Annotated in this window: 21 protein-coding genes; 11 read left to right on the top strand and 10 right to left on the bottom strand. The window is 52.6% G+C overall.

What is annotated here, in order from left to right:
- The first annotated feature begins 67 nt into the window (after positions 1-67).
- The 6 genes from pxpB to IUJ45_RS07425 all read left to right on the top strand — a co-directional run bounded on the left by pxpB (position 68) and on the right by IUJ45_RS07425 (position 5,717).
- Entirely contained in the window at positions 68-715 is a 648-nt protein-coding gene (gene pxpB / locus IUJ45_RS07450) for a 5-oxoprolinase subunit PxpB (protein WP_002215596.1), read from the top strand.
- Positions 712-1,641 carry a 5-oxoprolinase subunit C family protein gene (locus tag IUJ45_RS07445; RefSeq protein ID WP_002221900.1) on the top strand — a complete coding sequence of 310 codons (930 nt, stop codon included), beginning with the start codon at positions 712-714 and terminating at the stop codon, positions 1,639-1,641. The genes pxpB and IUJ45_RS07445 overlap by 4 nt, the downstream gene beginning before the upstream one ends.
- Entirely contained in the window at positions 1,628-2,365 is a 738-nt protein-coding gene (pxpA, locus tag IUJ45_RS07440) for a 5-oxoprolinase subunit PxpA (protein ID WP_002215593.1), read from the top strand. Before IUJ45_RS07445 ends, pxpA begins: the two co-directional genes overlap by 14 nt.
- 128 nt (positions 2,366-2,493) lie before the next feature.
- Complete coding sequence (locus tag IUJ45_RS07435; RefSeq protein ID WP_002218631.1) at positions 2,494-3,687, top strand: NRAMP family divalent metal transporter; 1,194 nt, start codon at positions 2,494-2,496, stop codon at positions 3,685-3,687.
- A 107-nt stretch (positions 3,688-3,794) separates the two neighbouring features.
- Entirely contained in the window at positions 3,795-4,487 is a 693-nt protein-coding gene (locus IUJ45_RS07430) for a YgjP family zinc-dependent metalloprotease (protein WP_002246745.1), read from the top strand.
- 264 nt (positions 4,488-4,751) lie between these two features.
- Positions 4,752-5,717, top strand: a complete 966-nt coding sequence (locus IUJ45_RS07425) for an IS30-like element IS1655 family transposase (RefSeq protein WP_002245820.1) — start codon at positions 4,752-4,754, stop codon at positions 5,715-5,717.
- Positions 5,718-6,018: 301 nt separating this feature from the next.
- On the opposite strand, the gene glnE is transcribed toward IUJ45_RS07425, so the two are convergent.
- From glnE to IUJ45_RS07390, 7 genes are all read right to left on the bottom strand, one after another.
- Positions 6,019-8,709 carry a bifunctional [glutamate--ammonia ligase]-adenylyl-L-tyrosine phosphorylase/[glutamate--ammonia-ligase] adenylyltransferase gene (gene glnE, locus IUJ45_RS07420; protein ID WP_082308671.1) on the bottom strand — a complete coding sequence of 897 codons (2,691 nt, stop codon included), beginning with the start codon at positions 8,707-8,709 and terminating at the stop codon, positions 6,019-6,021.
- Between the two features lie 174 nt (positions 8,710-8,883).
- Positions 8,884-9,219, bottom strand: coding sequence for a hypothetical protein (locus IUJ45_RS07415; RefSeq protein WP_002215587.1), 336 nt, complete (start codon positions 9,217-9,219; stop codon positions 8,884-8,886).
- A gap of 253 nt (positions 9,220-9,472) precedes the next feature.
- Complete coding sequence (locus IUJ45_RS07410; protein ID WP_002215584.1) at positions 9,473-9,946, bottom strand: DUF2247 family protein; 474 nt, start codon at positions 9,944-9,946, stop codon at positions 9,473-9,475.
- A gap of 52 nt (positions 9,947-9,998) precedes the next feature.
- A complete protein-coding gene (locus IUJ45_RS07405) occupies positions 9,999-10,280 on the bottom strand; it encodes a hypothetical protein (RefSeq protein ID WP_002215582.1) in 282 nt (93 codons plus the stop codon).
- An 86-nt stretch (positions 10,281-10,366) separates the two neighbouring features.
- Complete coding sequence (locus tag IUJ45_RS07400) at positions 10,367-10,690, bottom strand: hypothetical protein (protein WP_002218627.1); 324 nt, start codon at positions 10,688-10,690, stop codon at positions 10,367-10,369.
- Positions 10,691-10,827: 137 nt separating this feature from the next.
- Positions 10,828-11,007 (bottom strand): hypothetical protein, encoded by a 180-nt coding sequence (locus tag IUJ45_RS07395; RefSeq protein ID WP_002216318.1) that lies wholly within the window; start codon positions 11,005-11,007, stop codon positions 10,828-10,830.
- 15 nt (positions 11,008-11,022) lie between these two features.
- Positions 11,023-12,030 (bottom strand): quinone-dependent dihydroorotate dehydrogenase, encoded by a 1,008-nt coding sequence (locus IUJ45_RS07390; protein WP_002245818.1) that lies wholly within the window; start codon positions 12,028-12,030, stop codon positions 11,023-11,025.
- Between the two features lie 231 nt (positions 12,031-12,261).
- Between IUJ45_RS07390 and acpP the strand changes: the two genes are divergently transcribed.
- Positions 12,262-12,498 (top strand): acyl carrier protein, encoded by a 237-nt coding sequence (gene acpP, locus IUJ45_RS07385; RefSeq protein ID WP_002215574.1) that lies wholly within the window; start codon positions 12,262-12,264, stop codon positions 12,496-12,498.
- Positions 12,499-12,664: 166 nt separating this feature from the next.
- On the top strand, positions 12,665-13,912 hold the full coding sequence (gene fabF, locus IUJ45_RS07380; RefSeq protein ID WP_002216316.1) for a beta-ketoacyl-ACP synthase II: 1,248 nt from the start codon (positions 12,665-12,667) through the stop codon (positions 13,910-13,912).
- 242 nt (positions 13,913-14,154) lie between these two features.
- On the opposite strand, the gene IUJ45_RS07375 is transcribed toward fabF, so the two are convergent.
- Complete coding sequence (locus tag IUJ45_RS07375; protein WP_002246744.1) at positions 14,155-15,108, bottom strand: bile acid:sodium symporter family protein; 954 nt, start codon at positions 15,106-15,108, stop codon at positions 14,155-14,157.
- Between the two features lie 428 nt (positions 15,109-15,536).
- On the opposite strand from IUJ45_RS07375, the gene IUJ45_RS07370 reads away from it, so the two are divergent.
- Positions 15,537-16,754, top strand: a complete 1,218-nt coding sequence (locus tag IUJ45_RS07370) for an MFS transporter (RefSeq protein ID WP_002245816.1) — start codon at positions 15,537-15,539, stop codon at positions 16,752-16,754.
- Positions 16,751-16,882: a hypothetical protein gene (locus IUJ45_RS10990; protein WP_002231586.1), complete on the top strand. Its 132-nt coding sequence runs from the start codon at positions 16,751-16,753 to the stop codon at positions 16,880-16,882. Before IUJ45_RS07370 ends, IUJ45_RS10990 begins: the two co-directional genes overlap by 4 nt.
- Before the next feature lie 74 nt (positions 16,883-16,956).
- Here the strand turns inward: IUJ45_RS10990 and IUJ45_RS07365 are convergent, their stop codons facing one another.
- On the bottom strand, positions 16,957-17,097 hold the full coding sequence (locus IUJ45_RS07365; protein ID WP_153308412.1) for a hypothetical protein: 141 nt from the start codon (positions 17,095-17,097) through the stop codon (positions 16,957-16,959).
- 12 nt (positions 17,098-17,109) lie between these two features.
- Here IUJ45_RS07365 and IUJ45_RS07360 point away from each other — a divergent pair, with 12 nt between their 5' ends.
- Positions 17,110-18,240: a glycosyltransferase family 4 protein gene (locus IUJ45_RS07360; protein ID WP_002250655.1), complete on the top strand. Its 1,131-nt coding sequence runs from the start codon at positions 17,110-17,112 to the stop codon at positions 18,238-18,240.
- A gap of 1,165 nt (positions 18,241-19,405) precedes the next feature.
- Here IUJ45_RS07360 and IUJ45_RS11285 read toward each other — a convergent pair.
- Positions 19,406-19,489: an RNA polymerase factor sigma-54 gene (locus tag IUJ45_RS11285; RefSeq protein WP_442496635.1), complete on the bottom strand. Its 84-nt coding sequence runs from the start codon at positions 19,487-19,489 to the stop codon at positions 19,406-19,408.
- Between the last annotated feature and the right edge of the window lie 7 nt (positions 19,490-19,496).

Genomic DNA, 19,496 nt, shown 5'->3' with positions numbered 1-19,496 from the left:
AGAAGATATTGACAAACCGCCGCCCCTGCATATAGATTCATTAAAACATAACCAAAATGAACAACAAATGAGAATAGAGATCACACCAATCAGCGAATCCGCTTTGGTCTGCCGACTGAATGCGCCTTCCGAACTGGGCAAACAGCAAAAGTTGTGGGCGTTTGCCGCTGCGCTCGGGCAGCACGACAGGATTGAGGAAGTGGTGGTCGGCATGAACAATCTGACCGTGTTTACCCGTTTCGATACCGATTTGGCGACGCTTGCCGATGAATTGCAATATGTGTGGGAACACACCGCCGTTACAGACCATCAGGGCAAACTGGTGGAAATTCCCGTCTGCTACGGCGGCGAATACGGCCCGGATTTGGCGGAAGTCGCTGCTTTCCATCAGACGGTTATTTCCGAAATCGTCCGCCGCCATACGGCGCAAACTTATACCGTATTTATGATGGGCTTCCAGCCCGGTTTCCCTTATCTGGGCGGCTTGCCCGAAGCATTGCACACGCCCCGCCGTGCCGTGCCGAGAACGTCCGTTCCTGCCGGTTCGGTCGGTATCGGCGGCAGTCAGACCGGTGTGTATCCGTTCGCTTCGCCCGGCGGCTGGCAGATTATCGGCAGAACCGAATTACCCTTGTTCCGAGCCGATTTGAATCCGCCGACCCTGCTGGCGGCGGGTGACCAAGTCCGCTTTGTTGCAGAAAGGATTGAGCCATGATTCACGTTTCGGCAGTGCAGGCACCGGCGCATATTCAGGATACCGGACGCTACGGACATCGGCGTTACGGCATCGGTCATGCCGGTGCGATGGACACGGTTGCTTTGGCGGCGGGCAATATTTTATTGGGCAACGACGAAGGCACGGCCGCAATCGAAATCGCTTTGGGCGGGATAATGCTGGTGTTTGAACGGGATACGCCGTTTTGTCTCACCGGTGCCGTGTATCAGGCGGAATTGGACGGCGAACCGGTCTATTCGTATTGGCGTTATACCGCCCGCAAAGGGCAGACCTTGAAACTGGTGCGTGCCGTGCAGGGCATGTACGGCTATGTGTGCGTGGCGGGCGGATTTGATGTGCCGGAAGTGATGGGTTCGAGAAGCACCGACCTGAAAGCCGGTTTCGGCGGCCATCAGGGCAGAATGCTGCAAAAAGGTGATTGTCTCCCCATCGGCAAAGGTGCGCAGGAATTGTCCAAAGTCGGCATTGCCCCGATACCGTTTACCGATACCGTCCACCTTGTTCCTTCGTCGGAATATGCCGCTTTCAGTGAAAAAGGGCGTCTGAATCTGGAACGGGAAACGTGGACGCTGCAAAGCGATAGCAACCGCATGGGCTACCGCTTCGACGGACAGCCGCTGACCCTGTCGCAACCTTTGGAAATGCTGTCCCACGCTGTTCAGGCAGGAACCGTGCAGGTGCCGCCCGGCGGCAAACCGATTATCCTGCTGGCCGATGCGCAAACCACCGGCGGTTATCCGAAAATCGCTACCGTTGCCGCCGCCGATTTGGGCAGGCTGGCACAGGTGCGCTTCGGCAGCAAAGTCAAATTCAAAATAATCGGCTTGAAAGAAGCCACCGCCCTGCGGCGCAAAAACCAAGTCTATCTGAACCAAATACGGAGAATCACCCATGAAGCAGGTTGATTTAAACGCCGATCTCGCCGAAGGCTGCGGCAGCGACGAAGCCTTGTTGCAGCTGATTACTTCGGCCAACATCGCCTGCGCCCAACACGCCGGCAGCATTGCCGATATTCGGGCGGCATTGGCGTATGCCCAACAAAACGGCGTGCGCATCGGAGCACACCCCGGCTATCCCGATCGGGAAAACTTCGGCCGTACCGAAATGAATCTGTCCGAAGCCGATTTGCGGGCGTGTCTGAATTACCAGTTGGGCGCATTGCAGGCCTTGTGCCGTGATCAGGGTTTGGAAATGGCTTATGTCAAACCGCACGGCGCAATGTACAACCAAGCGGCGAAAAACCGTGCGCTGGCGGATACCGTTGCCCGAATTGTGGCGGATTTCGACCCGAAATTGAAATTGATGGCACTTTCCGGCAGCCTGCTCTTGGAAGCCGGAAAAGCCGCAGGCTTGGGTGTGATTTCCGAAGTATTCGCCGACCGCCGCTATATGCCCGACGGTACGCTGGTTCCCCGCAGCCGCCCCGATGCGCAGGTGGACAGCGACGAAGAAGCCATCGCCCAAGTATTGCAGATGGTGCGGGACGGGCAGGTCAAAGCAGTGGACGGCAGCCTGGTTGCCGTGCAAGCCGACAGCATCTGTCTGCACGGAGACGGGCCGCACGCCGTGGTGTTTGCCGAAAAAATCCGGCAGGAACTACTGGCGGCAGGCATCAAAGTTTCTGCTTGAAAAACAGTTCATAGGCCGTCTGAAAACCGCAGGTTTCGCCAAAACGAGCAAAGCGAGTTTCTGCGTAGCTAAAACCGCAGGTTTCGCCCAAACACAGCAACAACCAATTTTATAGAGGATAAGCGATTATGTCTAATCAAAAAAACCGCAGAAATGCCTTAATCGGCGCTGCATTCCTGATGGCGACTTCCGCCATCGGCCCGGGCTTTCTGACCCAAACCGCCACCTTCACCCAAGCACTGGCGGCAAGTTTCGGCTTTGTGATTCTGCTCTCGATTCTGCTCGACATCGGGGCGCAGCTCAATATTTGGCGGATTGTCGCCGTTTCCGAAAAACAGGCGCAGGATATTGCCAATCAGGTCTTGCCCGGCGCAGGCTATTTCTTGGCTGTGCTGATTGTGATGGGCGGTTTGGCGTTCAATATTGGCAACGTCGGCGGCGCAGGCTTGGGTCTGAACCTGCTAACCGGACTGTCGCCGGAAACCGGTGCCGTGATCAGCGGCGTGATTGCCATCGGTGTGTTTCTGTTTAAAGAAGCAGGCAAAGTGATGGACAAATTCGCCCAAGTGATGGGTTTCGTAATGATTGCGCTGACGGTTTATGTGGCATGGCAGGCGAATCCGCCGCTGGCAGATGCCGCCGTGCATACCTTTATGCCGGAAAAACTCGATGCAATGGCGATTGTTACACTGGTGGGCGGCACGGTCGGCGGCTACATCACCTTCGCCGGTGCGCACCGTCTGCTGGACGCAGGTATCAAAGGCAAATCGGCGTTGCCGGAAGTGAGCCAAAGCTCGGTGCGGGCGATCCTGATTGCCTCGATTATGCGGATTGTATTGTTTTTGGCGGTTTTGGGCGTGGTCAGCCAAGGCGTACAGCTCAATCCCGACAACCCTGCTTCCACACCGTTTGAATATGCGGCGGGATACATCGGCCTGCTGATTTTCGGCGTGGTGATTTGGGCGGCTTCGATTACTTCGGTGATTGGTGCGGCTTATACTTCGGTGTCGTTCTTCTCCGGTCTCAGCCCGTCTATCGAACGCAATAAAAACAAATGGATTATTGCCTTTATCGCCGTGTCCACCGCCGTATTTTCCACCATCGGCAAACCGGCGCAGGTGCTGGTGTTCGTAGGCGCATTAAACGGCCTGATTTTACCGATTTCCCTCGGTCTGATTCTGATTGCCGCCTACAAAACCAAAATTGTCGGCGACTACAAACACCCGCTGTGGCTCACCGTTTCCGGCGTGATTGTGGTCGGTTTGATGGCAGTACTCAGCGCCATCACCATCAGCAAATATATCGGCGGCTTGTTCGGCTGAACCTTGTAGCGCAGATGTTTGATTTTGTATATTATCCGAAGTTTGCCGCCTGATATGGAAAATTCCTGTTTCAGACGATGTATCCGGTCTGAAACCTATTCACAACTATGAAACGCTTCACCTATACTCTTTCCGACGGCTTGTGCATCGAAATCGAACTCAAACGCAGTGCCAAGAAAAATCTGATTCTGCGCCCCGTCAATATGCAGACGGTCAGCATCAACGTCCCACCCTTTTTTCAAGACCACGCGTTAGCAAACTGGCTGGCGGCAAACGAAACGATTTTGCGGAACACGCTTGCTAAAATGCCCGTGCATCCTGTTTCCCACCCAAACTTACCCGAGTGGATTTGGTATCGGGGAATAAAGACCAAGCTGGATACCCACAGCCAAAGCCATATCCGTATCACGTCGTCTGAAATCCTGCTTCCCCGAAAAGAAACCGCCGCACAAATCGACCACCTGCGCCGCCTGTTGAACGAACGCGCCCGCGAATACCTGCTGCCCCGCCTTGAAAAACACGCAGCCGAAACAGGACTGACTCCCGCTGCCACAGACCTGAGCAACGCCAAAACCTTTTGGGGCGTATGCCGCCCGCACACCGGCATCCGCCTCAACTGGCGGCTGATCGGCACGCCCGAATACGTCGCCGACTATGTCTGCATCCACGAACTCTGCCACCTCCGCCACCCCGACCACAGTCCGCGCTTTTGGCATTTGGTGAACACGCTGACGCCGCATACCGACAATGCTAAAAGTTGGCTGAAGGCGCACGGGCGGGAATTGTTTGTGCTGGGGTAAAGGCTAACCGTAGCATGGGCTTCGCCCGCGAGAATCCACCCCCTCCCGTACGGAGGGAGAGGGTTGGAGAGAGGGTGGCTCTTGTCCCTTGTTCTGTATATTTGCAAGCCACCCTATCCTAGCCTTCCCCCGTTGGATAAGGGAAAGGGATCAAGCTGCTGTAACTGAAAGAGGTCGGCGGATTCGCATTTGAAGTGCAACTTTCCCTAACAGAAAAAGGCCAGTATGCGGTAGCATACGGCCTTTCCTGCAAGAAAGATTGCCATGAGCTACACGCAACTGACCCAAGGCGAACGATACCACATCCAATACCTGTCCCGCCACTGCACCGTCACCGAAATCGCCAAACAGCTTAACCGCCACAAAAGCACCATCAGCCGCGAAATCAGACGGCACCGCACCCAAGGGCAGCAATACAGCGCCGAAAAAGCCCAGCGGCAAAGCCGGACTATCAAACAGCGTAAGCGACAACCCTATAAGCTCGATTCGCAGCTGATTCAGCACATCGACACCCTTATCCGCCGCAAACTCAGTCCCGAACAAGTATGCGCCTACCTGTGCAAACACCACCAGATCACGCTCCACCACAGCACCATTTACCGCCACCTTCGCCAAGACAAAAGCAACGGCAGCACGTTGTGGCAACATCTCAGAATATGCAGCAAACCCTACCGCAAACGCTACGGCAGCACATGGACCAGAGGCAAAGTACCCAACCGTGTCGGCATAGAAAACCGACCCGCTATCGTCGACCAGAAATCCCGTATCGGCGATTGGGAAGCCGACACCATTGTCGGCAAAGGACAGAAAAGCGCATTATTGACCTTGGTCGAACGCGTTACCCGCTACACCATCATCTGCAAATTGGATAGCCTCAAAGCCGAAGACACTGCCCGGGCAGCTGTTAGGACATTAAAGGCACATAAAGACAGGGTGCACACCATCACCATGGATAACGGCAAAGAGTTCTACCAACACACCAAAATAACCAAAGCATTGAAAGCGGAGACTTATTTTTGTCGCCCTTACCATTCTTGGGAGAAAGGGCTGAATGAGAACACCAACGGACTCATCCGGCAATACTTCCCCAAACAAACCGATTTCCGTAACATCAGTGATCGGGAGATACGCAGGGTTCAAGATGAGTTGAACCACCGACCAAGAAAAACACTTGGCTACGAAACGCCAAGTGTTTTATTCTTGAATCTGTTCCAACCACTAATACACTAGTGTTGCACTTGAAATCCGAATCCAAGGTCGTCTGAAAAGTAGAATGCGCTATTTTAATGGAAACGGCGGGGTTTTAAACGGTTCTTATTTGTTTGTTTTGATTTTTGCTTGGGTAACAAATCCCATCATTCCCACAAAAACAGAAGCCTGAAATCCCGTCATTCCCGCGAAAGAGGAATCCGGTTTTTGGGTTTCAGCCATTCCCGATAAATCGCTTTAGCTCTGCCGCAACCTTAAAACGGCACGGTACGAAAATACCGTCTGAAACCCAGATTGTCAGGCTTCAGACGGCATTTTTTGTTCAGGCGGTTGCCGCTTCTTCGCCGAACACTTCCCGCCACAATTTCCTGACATTGCCGTAATGTGCCAACAGTTCGCCGGTTACTTCGGTTTTTTTGGCGTCGCGCAGTTTGGTGTTATGTTGCTGCCGGCGGTAGAAGCGATAGGCGGTGCGGCTTTGTCCGGCGAGGGTTTTGTCAATCAAACCGCAGTCGGCGGCGATGTTTAAGAGGGCGATGTTGCCGTAGTTGTCCAAGAGTTGCGGATACTGGCGGGCATGGGCAAGTATCAGATATTGGACGATAAATTCGACATCGACCACGCCACCGCGCGCGTATTTGACGTTACTGTCGGCAGGCGGGTGGGTGGGGAACATTTTTTCGCGCATTTCGATGATTTCGCCTGACAAGGCGGTTTGGTCGCGTTCGGCGGTGAGGATTTCGGTGCGGATGCGGTCGAAGGCCGTCTGAATTTCGGGTGTGCCGCAGATGAAGCGGGCGCGGGTAAGGGATTGGTGTTCCCACGTCCAGGCGTTTTCGCGCTGGTATTTTTCAAAGGCGGCGATGCTGTGGGCGAGGAAACCGGCGTCGCCATTAGGGCGCAGGCGCAGGTCGGTTTCGTAGAGGCTGCCTGCGCCAGTGGCGGCGGAAAGCCAGTTGGTCAGGCGGCGGGCGAGGCGGCTGTACACGTCGCCTGCGTCGGGGTGGGGATCGTCGTAGAGGTAGACGAGGTCGAGGTCGGAGGCGTAGCCGAGTTCTTTGCCGCCGAGTTTGCCGTAACCAACGACGGCGAATTGCGGGGTGTCGCGGTGTTTTTTGGGCATGTCCGCCCACGCGCACAGCAGGGCGGCGGCGAGGATGGTGTCGGCGAGGGCGGAGAGTTGGTCGGAGAGGGATTCTACCGTCCACAGTCCGGCGAGGTCTTGGACGGCGAGACGGAAGACTTGGGCGTGCTGGAAATGGCGCAGGGTGTCCATTTGCGCTTCGGTGTCGCCGCCGCAGGTTTTGATGCCGTCTGAAAGTTCGGCGGCGAGTTTGTCCCAATCAAACGCCGTATCTAATAATTGCGCGCTGATGAGTTCGTCCAGCAGAATCGGATATTTGTTCAGATACGCCGCCACCCACGAGCTTTGGCCCATAATCTCTGCCAGTTGCGCCAAGGTTTGCGGATGTTCGTTGAGGAAGGCGAGATAGGCGGATCGGCGGCTGATGTTTTCGAGAAAATCCAACAGCCGCATCAATGTATCGGTCGGGTTGCTTTGCGCTGCCGCCGCCTGTACGAACAGCGGCACAACCGCATCGAAACGCGGCTGGGCGTGTGCGGAAAGATGGCGGTATTTATGGCCGTGGCGGATTTGGTCGAGCCTTGCGGCGACGGTTTCGGCATCGAACCCGTGCGCCTTCAGACGGCATCGCCGCCCTTCTTCGTCGGGTTTGTCCTGCCATGCCCATTGCCATTCGCTGTTGTCGGGTGTTTGCTCTTCAGGTTCGCTCAAAATTTCGTTGAACAACTGATTGACCTTGTTCCGATGAATGTTGAGGTCGTCTGAAAAGGCGGCGTAGCTGTCGAAACCCATGCTTTCGGCGAGCAGTTGTTGCTGTTCGGGCGAGGAGGGTAGGGTTTGGGTTTGCTGGTCGTCCCAGTATTGCAGGCGGTGTTCGACGTCGCGCAGGAAGCGGTAGGCGGCGAGCAGGGTTTCGACGTTTTCAGACGGCATGATGCCCAGCTCGGCAAGTTTTTTCAGCATTTCCTGCGTGCCTTTCAGTTGCAGCGCGCGCATTTGTCCGCCGCGTATCATCTGAAAAATCTGGGCGATAAATTCGACTTCGCGGATGCCGCCTGCGCCGAGTTTGATGTTGTCCGCCATGCCTTTTTTGCTGACTTCGCTGCTGATTTGGCGGTGCAGCTTACGCATCGCCTCATACGCGCTGTAATCCAAATATTTGCGGAACACGAAAGGGCGCACCAGCGATTTGATTCCGTTCGGATACGGCGTAACCACGCGGCCTTTGCACCACGCGTAGCGTTCCCATTCGCGCCCCTGCGTAATCAAATATTGCTCCAGCGCGGTTTCGCTCAATACCAACGCGCCCGAATCACCGTCCGGCCGCAGCCGCATATCGACGCGGAACACCTGTCCGTCGGCGGTGATGTCGTTCAGCAGCGCAATCAGTTTCTGCCCGACTTTGGTGAAAAACTCTTGATTGCCCCGTTCGCGCCTGCCGTCGGTGTCGCCTGATTCGGGATAGACGAAAATCAAATCGATGTCGGAAGACACGTTCAACTCATAGCCGCCCGCCTTGCCCATCGCCACCACGCTTAAATACTGCGGCGATTTGGTATAACGCCCGATTGGCGTGCCGTACATGTCCCGATAATAGGCGTAGGCGAAATCCAGCGCGGTATTGACGGCAAAATCGGCAAACAGCGTAATCGTACGGGTTACTTCGTTCAAATCGCTGATGCGATTTATATCGCGCACGATAATCTGCGACACGACATAACGGCGCAACTCGCGCAACTGCCGCGCCAATTCTTCCTCGTTTTCTTCCGCGCGGATTTTGTCCCAATCAGCAAAAGCTTGGAAATCAGCTTCGGTCAACACCTTGTCCAACATGGGCAGGAAAATTTCGGGCTTGAGTTTGCCGTTGTCGAGCTGGCGGGCAAGGAACAGGGAATGGTGCCGGGCGGTGTCGAGGCGGTTGTCGGACATTTCGGATTCCGTTTGGAAGGATGACGGGAAGATGATGGCAGATTCACTTCAAATCAGGGCAAGGCGGAGCCGTACCGGTTTAAAGTCAAGCCACTATATCATAGCAACCTTCGATGCCGTCTGAAAGCCGGATAACGCTTCAGACGGCATCGGATTGACAGGTTTAATCCGCGCTTACGGACGCTTTTTAAATATAAATAAAGAAATCTCGTCTAACGCATCTTCGGCAAAACCTTGAAAATCCGGATCACCTTGTTTTGAGAGCAATAAAGCAATCACTTTATCGCAATCGCCGATATTTTCATGCATCCTGGCGAGATGTCCGAAACAGGTTAATGACAATCTGGCAATATCCAAGTCTTTATGTTTCGACAACTCCGTCAACTTCTCGGAAATCCAGGGGATTTCATCCTCCTCCGAGCTGAAGGTCATACCGAGCATACCGTCAATAACACTCTGTTTATTTTCAGAATAAATCATCTTTTCTACTTGTTCCTTATCAACCGTCATTTTTTAATTTTTCCTTTTAAATTAACCAATCCTGCTTTCTTTAAAGCATTTTTGCCGGGCGGCAGGATTGTTATCAAACATTTGCACCCGGTCCGGCAAAACGATTTCCTTATCGGTTTATCGGCAACGATGCGGGCGGTTCGGGTTTTGCCGCTTCCGGAATGCAGCCCGCCCCCGCTTTCAAATCTTCCGCTCTAATCCGTTTGCCGTCTGAAGGCCGGATAATGCTTCAGACGGCATCGGATTGCCGGTTTTAACCCTGCCCTCCGCCGTTGTTCAAATAGTGTTCCCAGTGAGAATATAACCGGGCAATATTTTCTTCATAGGTGTGGGCAGAAGGAATATAACCGTCTTTGGGCGGCATATACCTGACAAATGATTCTATTTCTTCCGGATAATCAAAATCTGCATAAATTTTTTCAACTTCCCCCAAAGGATCCTCAAATTCTTCTTTTCTATGGAATACATCGCTTAAGAGGACGTACAGCCAATTTTTAGGGGAATAATCCCTCATTTCCGAAGCCAAATCTTCCAGAACAGGCTTTAATTCAAGAATATTGGATTTGTTGATTAAAGATAGTTTGAACACACGTTCATCATGATCTGAAAGCGTCATTTTTCGGGCATAAGCTGCCACATCAGCCCAACCCAAGTATTTATTCCCATACCCCCACAGAATATCCTTCCAAGAAAGACGGACTTTTTGCGCGGTTAAATCAAGGTTCATTTTTTACTCCGATTGCCTGCCCCGTCATTCCGCCCCTTCCGATTGACGCCTGTTACGAAAAGTCTTCCAAATGACGGCTGATTGCCTCTTCAACAGTCGGATGCCAATCCATAAATGAAGCCTGCAATTCCTCTAAAACCAACTCATTGAATAAATCATCCAAATTCCGCCAATCCGTTTTTTCATCCGGATAGATGAAATTTGCCATAACGACAGTATGTTTGTTTTGGGAATAATCCGATAAGGCGCAAATCATCAGATACCGCCCCGAATGCTCCAGATAAAAAATTCGTTTTTCCAAAGGAAACCGGTTATTCCGTTGCCCGTTTTCCATTTTTCATCCTTTTTAACGTATCGGCTTCCGCGTCCTTCAAATTGAGTTACCTGCCTTCCGCCAAGCAAACGCCCGCGCCCCTTTCATCATTTGAATATCCGTTTGACCATATTTACCAGATAACTATCTTCTTTATATAAAGCAATCAGCAAAGGCACGATACCCGGCTCATAAAATAATTCTGTCGTATCAGATGTTTCTTTTAACGCGGAAATTATCTCCAACAGTTCATACCCGTATCGGGGATAAGCAAACAAATAGGGGACTGCTTCCCGCAAACATGAAAATGCTTCGTAACTTTGCATTTCCCATATATGTTCATCTTTAAAATCACTCAAATACCATTCATCCAATTCACTTTCCGGATCGGATATCAATCGGATAAATTCATTTAGTTCGTCCTTAAACATATCAAATCCTTAAATATAAAATCTTTTGATTATCCGCCGTATCCTTATTTTCCACATCATGAATTTCAACGCCGTTCATATTTTGCGTTTTCCCAAGCCGTCCGCCACAGTATAAAATTATTTTTTGTATCAATTGCTTATATATTTAACAACTTACCGCCGGACTTGCTTTGGCTGCGTATCAAGATTGTCCGGTTCGCGGCGGGCGTTTGCTTTGTTTCAAACAGGGCGGCGCGTAAGGGATTTTCAAGGGGCGGCAGGCGGAAAAAGGAAATGAAAATGCCGTCTGAACGGCAAAACGTGCGTTTAGACGGCATTTTGGGCGGGACACGTCATCGCGCCAAAGCCTTCAAACATTCTTTGACCAATGCCGGACCTTTGTATATCAATCCGCTGTACACTTGGACGGCGGTCGCGCCCAAGCGGATTTTATCTGCCGCGTCCCCGCCTTCCATAATGCCGCCTACGCCGATAATCGGCAGCTTGCCGTCGATGTGGTCTGCCAACAGCTTCAACACCCGATTACTTTTTTCATGAACGGGCAGCCCGCTCAAACCGCCCTGCTCGCCTGCGAGCGGATGGCTGCCGAGACTTGATTTGTCGATGGTGGTATTGGTAGCGATGATGCCGTCCATTTCGACGGATTTGACAACGTGGGCGATGTCTTCGATTTGTGCTTCATCCAAATCGGGGGCGATTTTGACGGCGAGCGGAACGTATTTCCCGTATACAGAGGCAAGCTGTGCCTGTTTGTTTTTCAAAGCCTCAAGCAATGCGCTCAACTCGTCGCCACCTTGCAGCGCGCGGAGGTTTTTGGTGTTGGGCGAGGAAATATTGACGGTAATGTAGCTTGCGTGTGCGTAGGCTTTTTCAAGGCAGATTAAATAATCATCGGCAGCGTTTTCGATGGGTGTAACCGCGTTTTTACCGATGTTGATGCCCAATACGCCACTGAATTTACTTTTTTCGATGTTGCGTATCATGGTGTCGATACCGTGGTTGTTGAAACCCATGCGGTTGATGATGCCTTGGTGTTCGGGAACGCGAAAGAGGCGCGGCTGCGGGTTGCCGGGCTGCGGTTTGGGCGTTACCGTGCCGATTTCGATGAAACCAAAGCCGAGCGCGCCCAATGCGTCGATGTATTCGCCGTTTTTGTCGAGTCCGGCGGCAAGTCCGACAGGGTTGGGCAAATCCATACCCATCAATTTTACAGGTTTGGTACGGTTGTCGGTTACAGGAATCAAACCCAATTTATAAACCGTGTAGAGCGCGTCGAGCGTGAAGTGGTGGGCTTTTTCGGCATCGAGTGCAAACAGGATGCGACGGGCAAGTGGATACATGACAGGGCTTTCTGCTTCAGATGGAAATGCCGCCATTTTAACCGAAATCCCGCCAAACATACGGCACACAGGTCAAACTTGAACGACAAAACCCGCCGCACCCAAAAATGTACAAATCGGCAAATATTGATATAATAGTCATTAGATAGAAAACTCTATTAAAAGTCGGTACAATACCACCGATTTATTTCCCTTAAACAACCTGCCGCAAGGCATAAAGGAACGACTGATATGTCAAACATCGAACAACAAGTTAAAAAAATTGTTGCTGAACAACTGGGCGTAAACGAAGCCGACGTGAAAAACGAATCTTCTTTCCAAGACGACTTGGGCGCGGATTCTTTGGACACCGTGGAGCTGGTTATGGCTTTGGAAGAAGCATTCGGCTGCGAAATCCCCGACGAAGATGCCGAAAAAATCACCACCGTCCAACTGGCTATCGACTACATCAATGCCCACAACGGCTAACCGGTCGTCGCCCGACACAACAGCCTCTGCTGCACCGCGCAATAGAGGCTTTTCCCTTATATGGCAAACTGCTTAAACTCCGTTTAAATACCTGCCGCAAATTCCAAACGGCATCTGCACGACAGCCGCATATGCCCCCATTCCGACAACCAACAGCGAGGTTATCATGAGTCAGAGAAGAGTAGTCATTACAGGCTTAGGTCAGGTTTCCCCTGTCGGCAACACTGTCGCAGAGGCTTGGGACACCCTGCTCGCCGGCAAAAGCGGCATCGGCGCGATTACCCGCTTTGACGCATCCGACATCAACAGCCGTGTCGCCGGCGAAGTGCGCGGTTTCGACATCGGACAATACATCAGCGCGAAAGAAGCGCGCCGGATGGACGTATTCATCCACTACGGCATTGCCGCCGCATTGCAGGCAATCGCCGATTCGGGTTTGGACGATGTGGAAAACCTCGACAAAGACCGCATCGGCGTGAACATCGGTTCCGGCATCGGCGGACTGCCCAGCATCGAGGTCACCGGCAAAGCCGTAATCGAAGGCGGCGCGCGCAAAATCAACCCTTTCTTTATCCCCGGTTCGCTGATCAACCTGATTTCCGGACACGTTACCATCCTCAAAGGCTACCGCGGCCCGAGCTACGGGATGGTTTCCGCCTGTACCACCGGCGCGCACGCCATCGGCAATTCCGCCCGACTGATCAAATACGGCGACGCGGACATAATGGTTGCCGGCGGCGCGGAAGGCGCAATCAGCACTTTGGGCGTGGGCGGTTTTGCCGCGATGAAAGCCCTCTCCACCCGCAACGACGACCCCGCCACCGCTTCCCGTCCGTGGGACAAAGGCCGCGACGGCTTCGTTATCGGCGAAGGCGCGGGCATATTGGTGTTGGAAGAATTGGAACACGCCAAAAAACGCGGCGCGAAAATCTACGCCGAAATCGTCGGCTTCGGCATGAGTTCCGATGCTTACCATATCACCGCGCCGAACGAAGAAGGCCCCGCCCTTGCCGTTACCCGCGCGCTGAAAGATGCCGGCATCAATCCCGAAGACGTGGATTACGTCAACGCGCACGGCACGTCCACCCCCTTGGGCGATGCCAACGAAACCAAAGCCCTCAAACGCGCGTTCGGCGAACACGCCTACAAAACCGTCGTCAGCTCGACCAAATCCATGACCGGCCACCTGCTCGGCGCGGCGGGCGGCGTGGAGGCCGTGTACAGCATTTTGGCGATACACGACGGCAAAATCCCGCCGACCATCAACATTTTTGAACAAGACGTTGAAGCCGGCTGCGATTTGGACTACTGCGCCAACGAAGCGCGCGACGCGGAAATCGACGTTGCCATTTCCAACTCCTTCGGCTTCGGCGGCACCAACGGCACGCTGGTCTTCAAACGCTTCAAAGGCTGATTCCGCAAAGCCGCCGCCGACATCGAAATGCCGTCTGAAACCGTTTCAGACGGCATTTTTATAGTGATTAACAAAAATCAGGACAAGGCGACGAAGCCGCAGACAGTACGGATAGTACGGAATCGATTCACTTGGTGCTTCAGCACCTTAGAGAATCGTTCTCTTTGAGCTAAGGCGGGGCAACGCCGTACCGGTTTAAAGTTAATCCACTATATATCGTGGGACGGTTCGGACACGCCCGACTAAGCGTCCCGACGCTTGTCCCACAGAGCGAACAAGTTGCCCAATACCGTCCCCGAAACCGAATGCCACACGCAGGCGACCGCCGCCGCAACCGCCGATTCGGCGTTGCCCGGAAAAAATTTCGCGCTCAATCCCGTTGCCAAACCGGCATTCTGCACGCCGACTTCGATTGCCAAGGTGCGTTTTTTTGCCGTATCCATACCAAACAGCGCGGCGGCGTAATAGCCTGACACATAGCCGGCGATATTGTGTACCGCAATCGCCAACACCATTACCAACGCCGATTCGGCAAAACGGTGCCCGTGAACCGAAGCCACGCCGCCGACAATGCAGGCAAACGCCAATACCGCCACGCCCGGCATAACGGCACGGACATTTTCAAACCAATGTTTTCCGTGCAGCAGGATATTTGCCGCCGAACCCAGCACCACCGGCAAAAGCGTGACCAGCAGCATAAACCGGAACATCCCCCAACCGTCCATATCCACCGTCTGACCGACCAGGCAGGTCATCCACAAAGGCGTAACGGCCGGAGCCAGCACCGTAGACACCGTCGTCATACCGACTGAAAACGCCACATCGCCTTTGGCAAGGAAACTCATAATGTTGGACGACACGCCGCCCGGACACGTCCCCACCAACACCAGCCCCAAAGTCAGCCCCAGCGAAAGGTCGAACAGCTTGGCAATACCGATGGCGAGCAACGGCATCACGGTATATTGCACCGCCGCACCGATAAACACATCCAAAGGACGCTGCGCCAAAATCCGGTAGTCCTCCCTGCCCAAAGTCATCCCCATACCCAGCATAATGATGCCCAGCACCAAGACCTGAACATCGCCCTTAACCCACGCAAACGAAGTCGGTCCGATAAACGCAACCGCCGACGCAAGCAAAATGACCAAAGCCGTAAACCGCGTCAGGTTGCGGCTCAAACCAATCAGAAAACCCATCACACACCCCTCCCGAAACGGCGCACCTTGCGCCGGACATTATTACCGCCCGTGCAAAACCGGTCGACGGCCACTCATCGTCCCCGCCCCCATTTTACTAACCGGAATTAACAGATACAGCACAAATATTAACCCGAACCGCAAACGCCCATCAAGCCCTTTCTGACGGCATCGGCAGGCATACCGTTGGCTATATCCAAAGAATCAGGAATTATTTAGCCCGAATCATCCGGTTTGTTATAGTGGATTAACAAAAATCAGGACAAGGCGACGAAGCCGCAGACAGTACAAATAGTACGGAACCGATTCACTTGGTGCTTCAGCACCTTAGAGAATCGTTCTCTTTGAGCTAAGGCGAGGCAACGCCGTACTGGTTTTTGTTAATCCACTATAAAATCCGCAAACTTAACCGACTCAAAATACACATTATGACGCACACCGCATCGAAAACACCCAAATTTTGGCTGACCATTACCGCCGCCGCATTCATCCTGCTGATTACCATCGGCATGAGGATGACGCTCGGACTGTTCGTCCAACCCGTCGTCAACACCACCGAATTGAGCATTGCCCAATTCAGCCTCATCATCGCCGTTTTCCAACTGATGTGGGGTGTATCGCAACCATTGTCCGGCGCGCTTGCCGACCGTTTCGGCGCGTTCAGGGTATTAAGCGGCGGCGCCGTCCTGCTCGTCTGCGCCTGCCTGATTGCCCCCAACATCCCGACTTATTGGGGGCTGATGATTGCCGTCGGGCTGCTGCTCGCATTCGGCACCGGTTCCGGCGGTTTCTCCATCATTATGGGGCAGGTCGCCGCCCAAGTCCCCGCACACAAACGCGGCTTGGCATCCGGACTGGTCAACGCCGGCGGTTCGGCAGGACAATTCCTGTTCGCACCGCTGGTTCAAGGACTCGTCGTCCTGCCCGAAGTCGGCTGGACGGGCACATTTTACGTTTGGGGCGCAATCGCCCTGCTGACTCTGCCCGTCTCATGGTGGCTTGCCGGCGGCAACAACGCCGCCCACACCCAACACGCCCAAGCCACACACGGACAAAGCCTCGGAGAAGCAGTCAAAACCGCCTTCAAAACCCCAAGCTACATCCTGCTGCACCTAAGCTTTTTTGCCTGCGGCTTCCACATCGCCTTTCTCGTAACCCACCTACCCACGGAAGTCGCCCTGTGCGGACTGCCCGCCACCGTCGCCTCGACATCCATCGCCATCATCGGACTGGCAAACATCGCCGGCTGCATTTTTTCCGGCTGGTGCACAAGCCGCGTTCGGGGCAAATACGTCCTGTTCGGACTGTACGCCTCGCGCGCCGCGATGATACTCATCTACATTTTTTCGCCCAAGACCGACCTCAACTTCTACATTTTCGCCGCCGCACTCGGATTTACCTGGCTCGCCACCGTCACGCCGACCGCCTCCATTACCGGCAAACTCTTCGGCACACGCTACCTCGCCACCCTGTTCGGACTGACGATGCTCAGCCACCAAATCGGCGGATTCCTCGGCTCGTACATCGGCGGCATCGTGATTACACAATTCGGCGACTACGGCTGGATGTGGTACGCCGACGCACTGCTGGCGGGAACCGCCGCCCTCCTCAACCTCCCCATCCGCGAACCCCGAACCGCCGCATGAAAGAATGCCGTCTGAAAACCCTCAGACGGCATTTTCCAAACACCCCGCCCGTTTCCGGACTGCACGACACGCAAATCAGCCTTATCAAACCGCAAACAACCGCCGCGATTAAACCGCCATTCAAATAAGTCCGTTTTCCCTTTGGGTGTAAAATCATCACAAAACGCGATACTGTATATCGCCGGGCGTTATGCAGCGGATTTCAGGATAAAATGCCGTCTGAAGCCGCCCCTGCCCGGGCGGGCGAAGCGTCGGATGCGGTGCGCTTGGCAAAGGTTTGCCCGCCGCGCCCCGTATCCGGCATTTCATCAATGCAGACCGCATTTCCAATCCTATAATTCAAGGTGTCCGCCTTATGAAAATCGTTTTTATCACAACAGTCGCATCCAGCATTTACGGTTTCCGCGCCCCCGTCATTAAAAAATTAATCGGCAAAAACCATCAGGTGTATGCCTTTGTATCGGAGTTTTCCGACAACGAATTGGACATTATCAGGGAAATGGGGGTAACACCCGTTACCTACCGTTCAAACCGCAGCGGGCTGAACCCGTTTTCCGATATAAAATCCACCTTCCTCATCTTTAAAGAACTCAAAAAAATATCGCCGGATTTGGTTTTCCCTTATTTCGCAAAACCCGTGATTTTCGGCACTTTTGCTGCAAAATTGGCAGGCGTGCCCAGAATCGTCGGGATGCTGGAAGGTTTGGGATTCGCATTTACCCCGCAGCCGGAAGGCATACCGTTAAAAACAAAAATCATAAAGGGGATTTTAATCACCTTGTACCGCATTGCCCTGCCGATGTTGGAAAGCCTGATTGTATTAAACCCCGACGACAAAGACGAACTGACGGACAAATACGGCATCAAAATAAAAAACATCCATATTTTGGGCGGAATCGGTCTGGATTTGCGGCAATATCCTTATTCCGAGGCGGATATTCCCGATGAAAAAGAACCCGTAAAATTCCTCTTTATCGGCAGATTTCTGAAAGAAAAGGGGATTGATGATTTTATTCGGGCGGCGGAACAGGTTAAGGACAAATACCCCGATACGGTTTTTACCGCTTTGGGCGCAATCGACAAATCACGCGGGGGGGGGGGCGATTTGGAACGGCTTGCCGCCCGCGATATTATCCGTTTCCCCGGTTTTGTGAACAATGTTTCCGAAGTGATAAAAGAACATCATATATTCGTATTGCCGTCTTATTATAGGGAAGGCGTTCCCCGAAGCACTCAGGAGGCAATGGCCGTCGGCAGGGCAGTGATTACGACGGATGTCCCCGGATGCAGGGAAACGGTCGCCGACAAGGTCAACGGCTTCCTGATCGAACCTTGGAATCCCCGCATCTTGGCCGAAAAAATGATTTATTTTATCGAAAACAGGGAAGCCATCCGCCTGATGGGGAATGCAAGTTATGCGATTGCCAAAGATAAATTCGATGCCGAAAAAGTCGATTTGAAATTACTCGATATTTTGAAGGCGTAAACAAGGCTGCCCGCTTTTGAGTTTCGGTCATTTCTGATAAACCCCCGTCATTCCCGCCACACCCCCGTCATTCCCTCGAAAGCGGGAATTCAGGTTCGTTTAGTTTCGGTCATTTCCGATAAATTCTTGCAACTTTGCGTTTCTAGATTCCCACTTTCGTGGGAATGACGGCGGAGGGTTGCTGTTTTCCTGACAAATTCCCGCCATCTAAAATCTCGTTATCCATACAAGAACCGAAAATCTTGCCATTCTCACAAAAACAGAAATTCAAAAACAGAAATCCCAAACCCTCGTCATTCCCGCGAAAGCGGGAATCCAGGTTCGTTGAGTTTCGGTCATTTCCGATAAATTCTTGCAACTTTGAGTTTCTAGATTCCCACTTTCGTGGGAATGACGGCGGAGGGTTGCTGTTTTCCTGACAAATTCCCGCCATCTAAAATCTCGTTATCCATACAAGAACCGAAAATCTTGCCATTCTCACAAAAACAGAAATTCAAAAACAGAAATCCCAAACCCTCGGCATTCCCGCCAAACCCTCGTCATTCTCGCGAAAGCGGGAATCCAGGTTCGTTGAGTTTCGGTCATTTCCGATAAATTCTTGCAACTTTGCGTTTCTAGATTCCCACTTTCGTGGGAATGACGGTAAAGATTGAGACCTTTGCAATAACATAGGTTACTAAAATTTTATGCTCAATCTCATTTTCAAAATGCAAAACTTTTCTGATTTTTCCTACTTTTTGCTCAATATTAGGAAGGTTTTAGGCAATTGAAAATTTTTTGGCGCATTTTTATGCGTCAAATTTCGTTAACAGACTATTTTTGCAAAGGTCTCAGATTGCTGTTTTCCCGACAAATTCCCGCCATCTAAAATCTCGTTATCCATACAAGAACCGAAAATCTTGCCATTCTCACAAAAACAGAAATTCAAAAACAGAAATCCCAAACCCTCGGCATTCCCGCCAAACCCCCGTCATTCCCGCGAAAGCGGGAATCCAGGTTCGTTGAGTTTCGGTCATTTCCGATAAATTCTTGCAGCTTTGCGTTTCTAGATTCCCTCTTTCGCGGGAATGACGGGATGCAGGTTTCCGCGCGGACGGATTCGGCATTCCCGCTTTCGCAGAAATGCCGGCTTTTGGTTTGTTGTCTTTATAAGATTATTCGGCAATTATTCTGCGGTTTTGCGTTTGTGTGCTGCCGGAATCTCAAAGGATTCTCTGTATTTGGCAATGGTGCGGCGAGAAACCTCCATGCCGCGG

It is taken from the genome of Neisseria meningitidis, from assembly GCF_022869645.1.
In the GTDB taxonomy this organism is placed as follows: Bacteria; Pseudomonadota; Gammaproteobacteria; order Burkholderiales; family Neisseriaceae; genus Neisseria; species Neisseria meningitidis.
The sequence above is the reverse complement of the archived record's forward strand: the minus strand, read 5'-3'. Positions and strand labels throughout refer to the sequence as shown.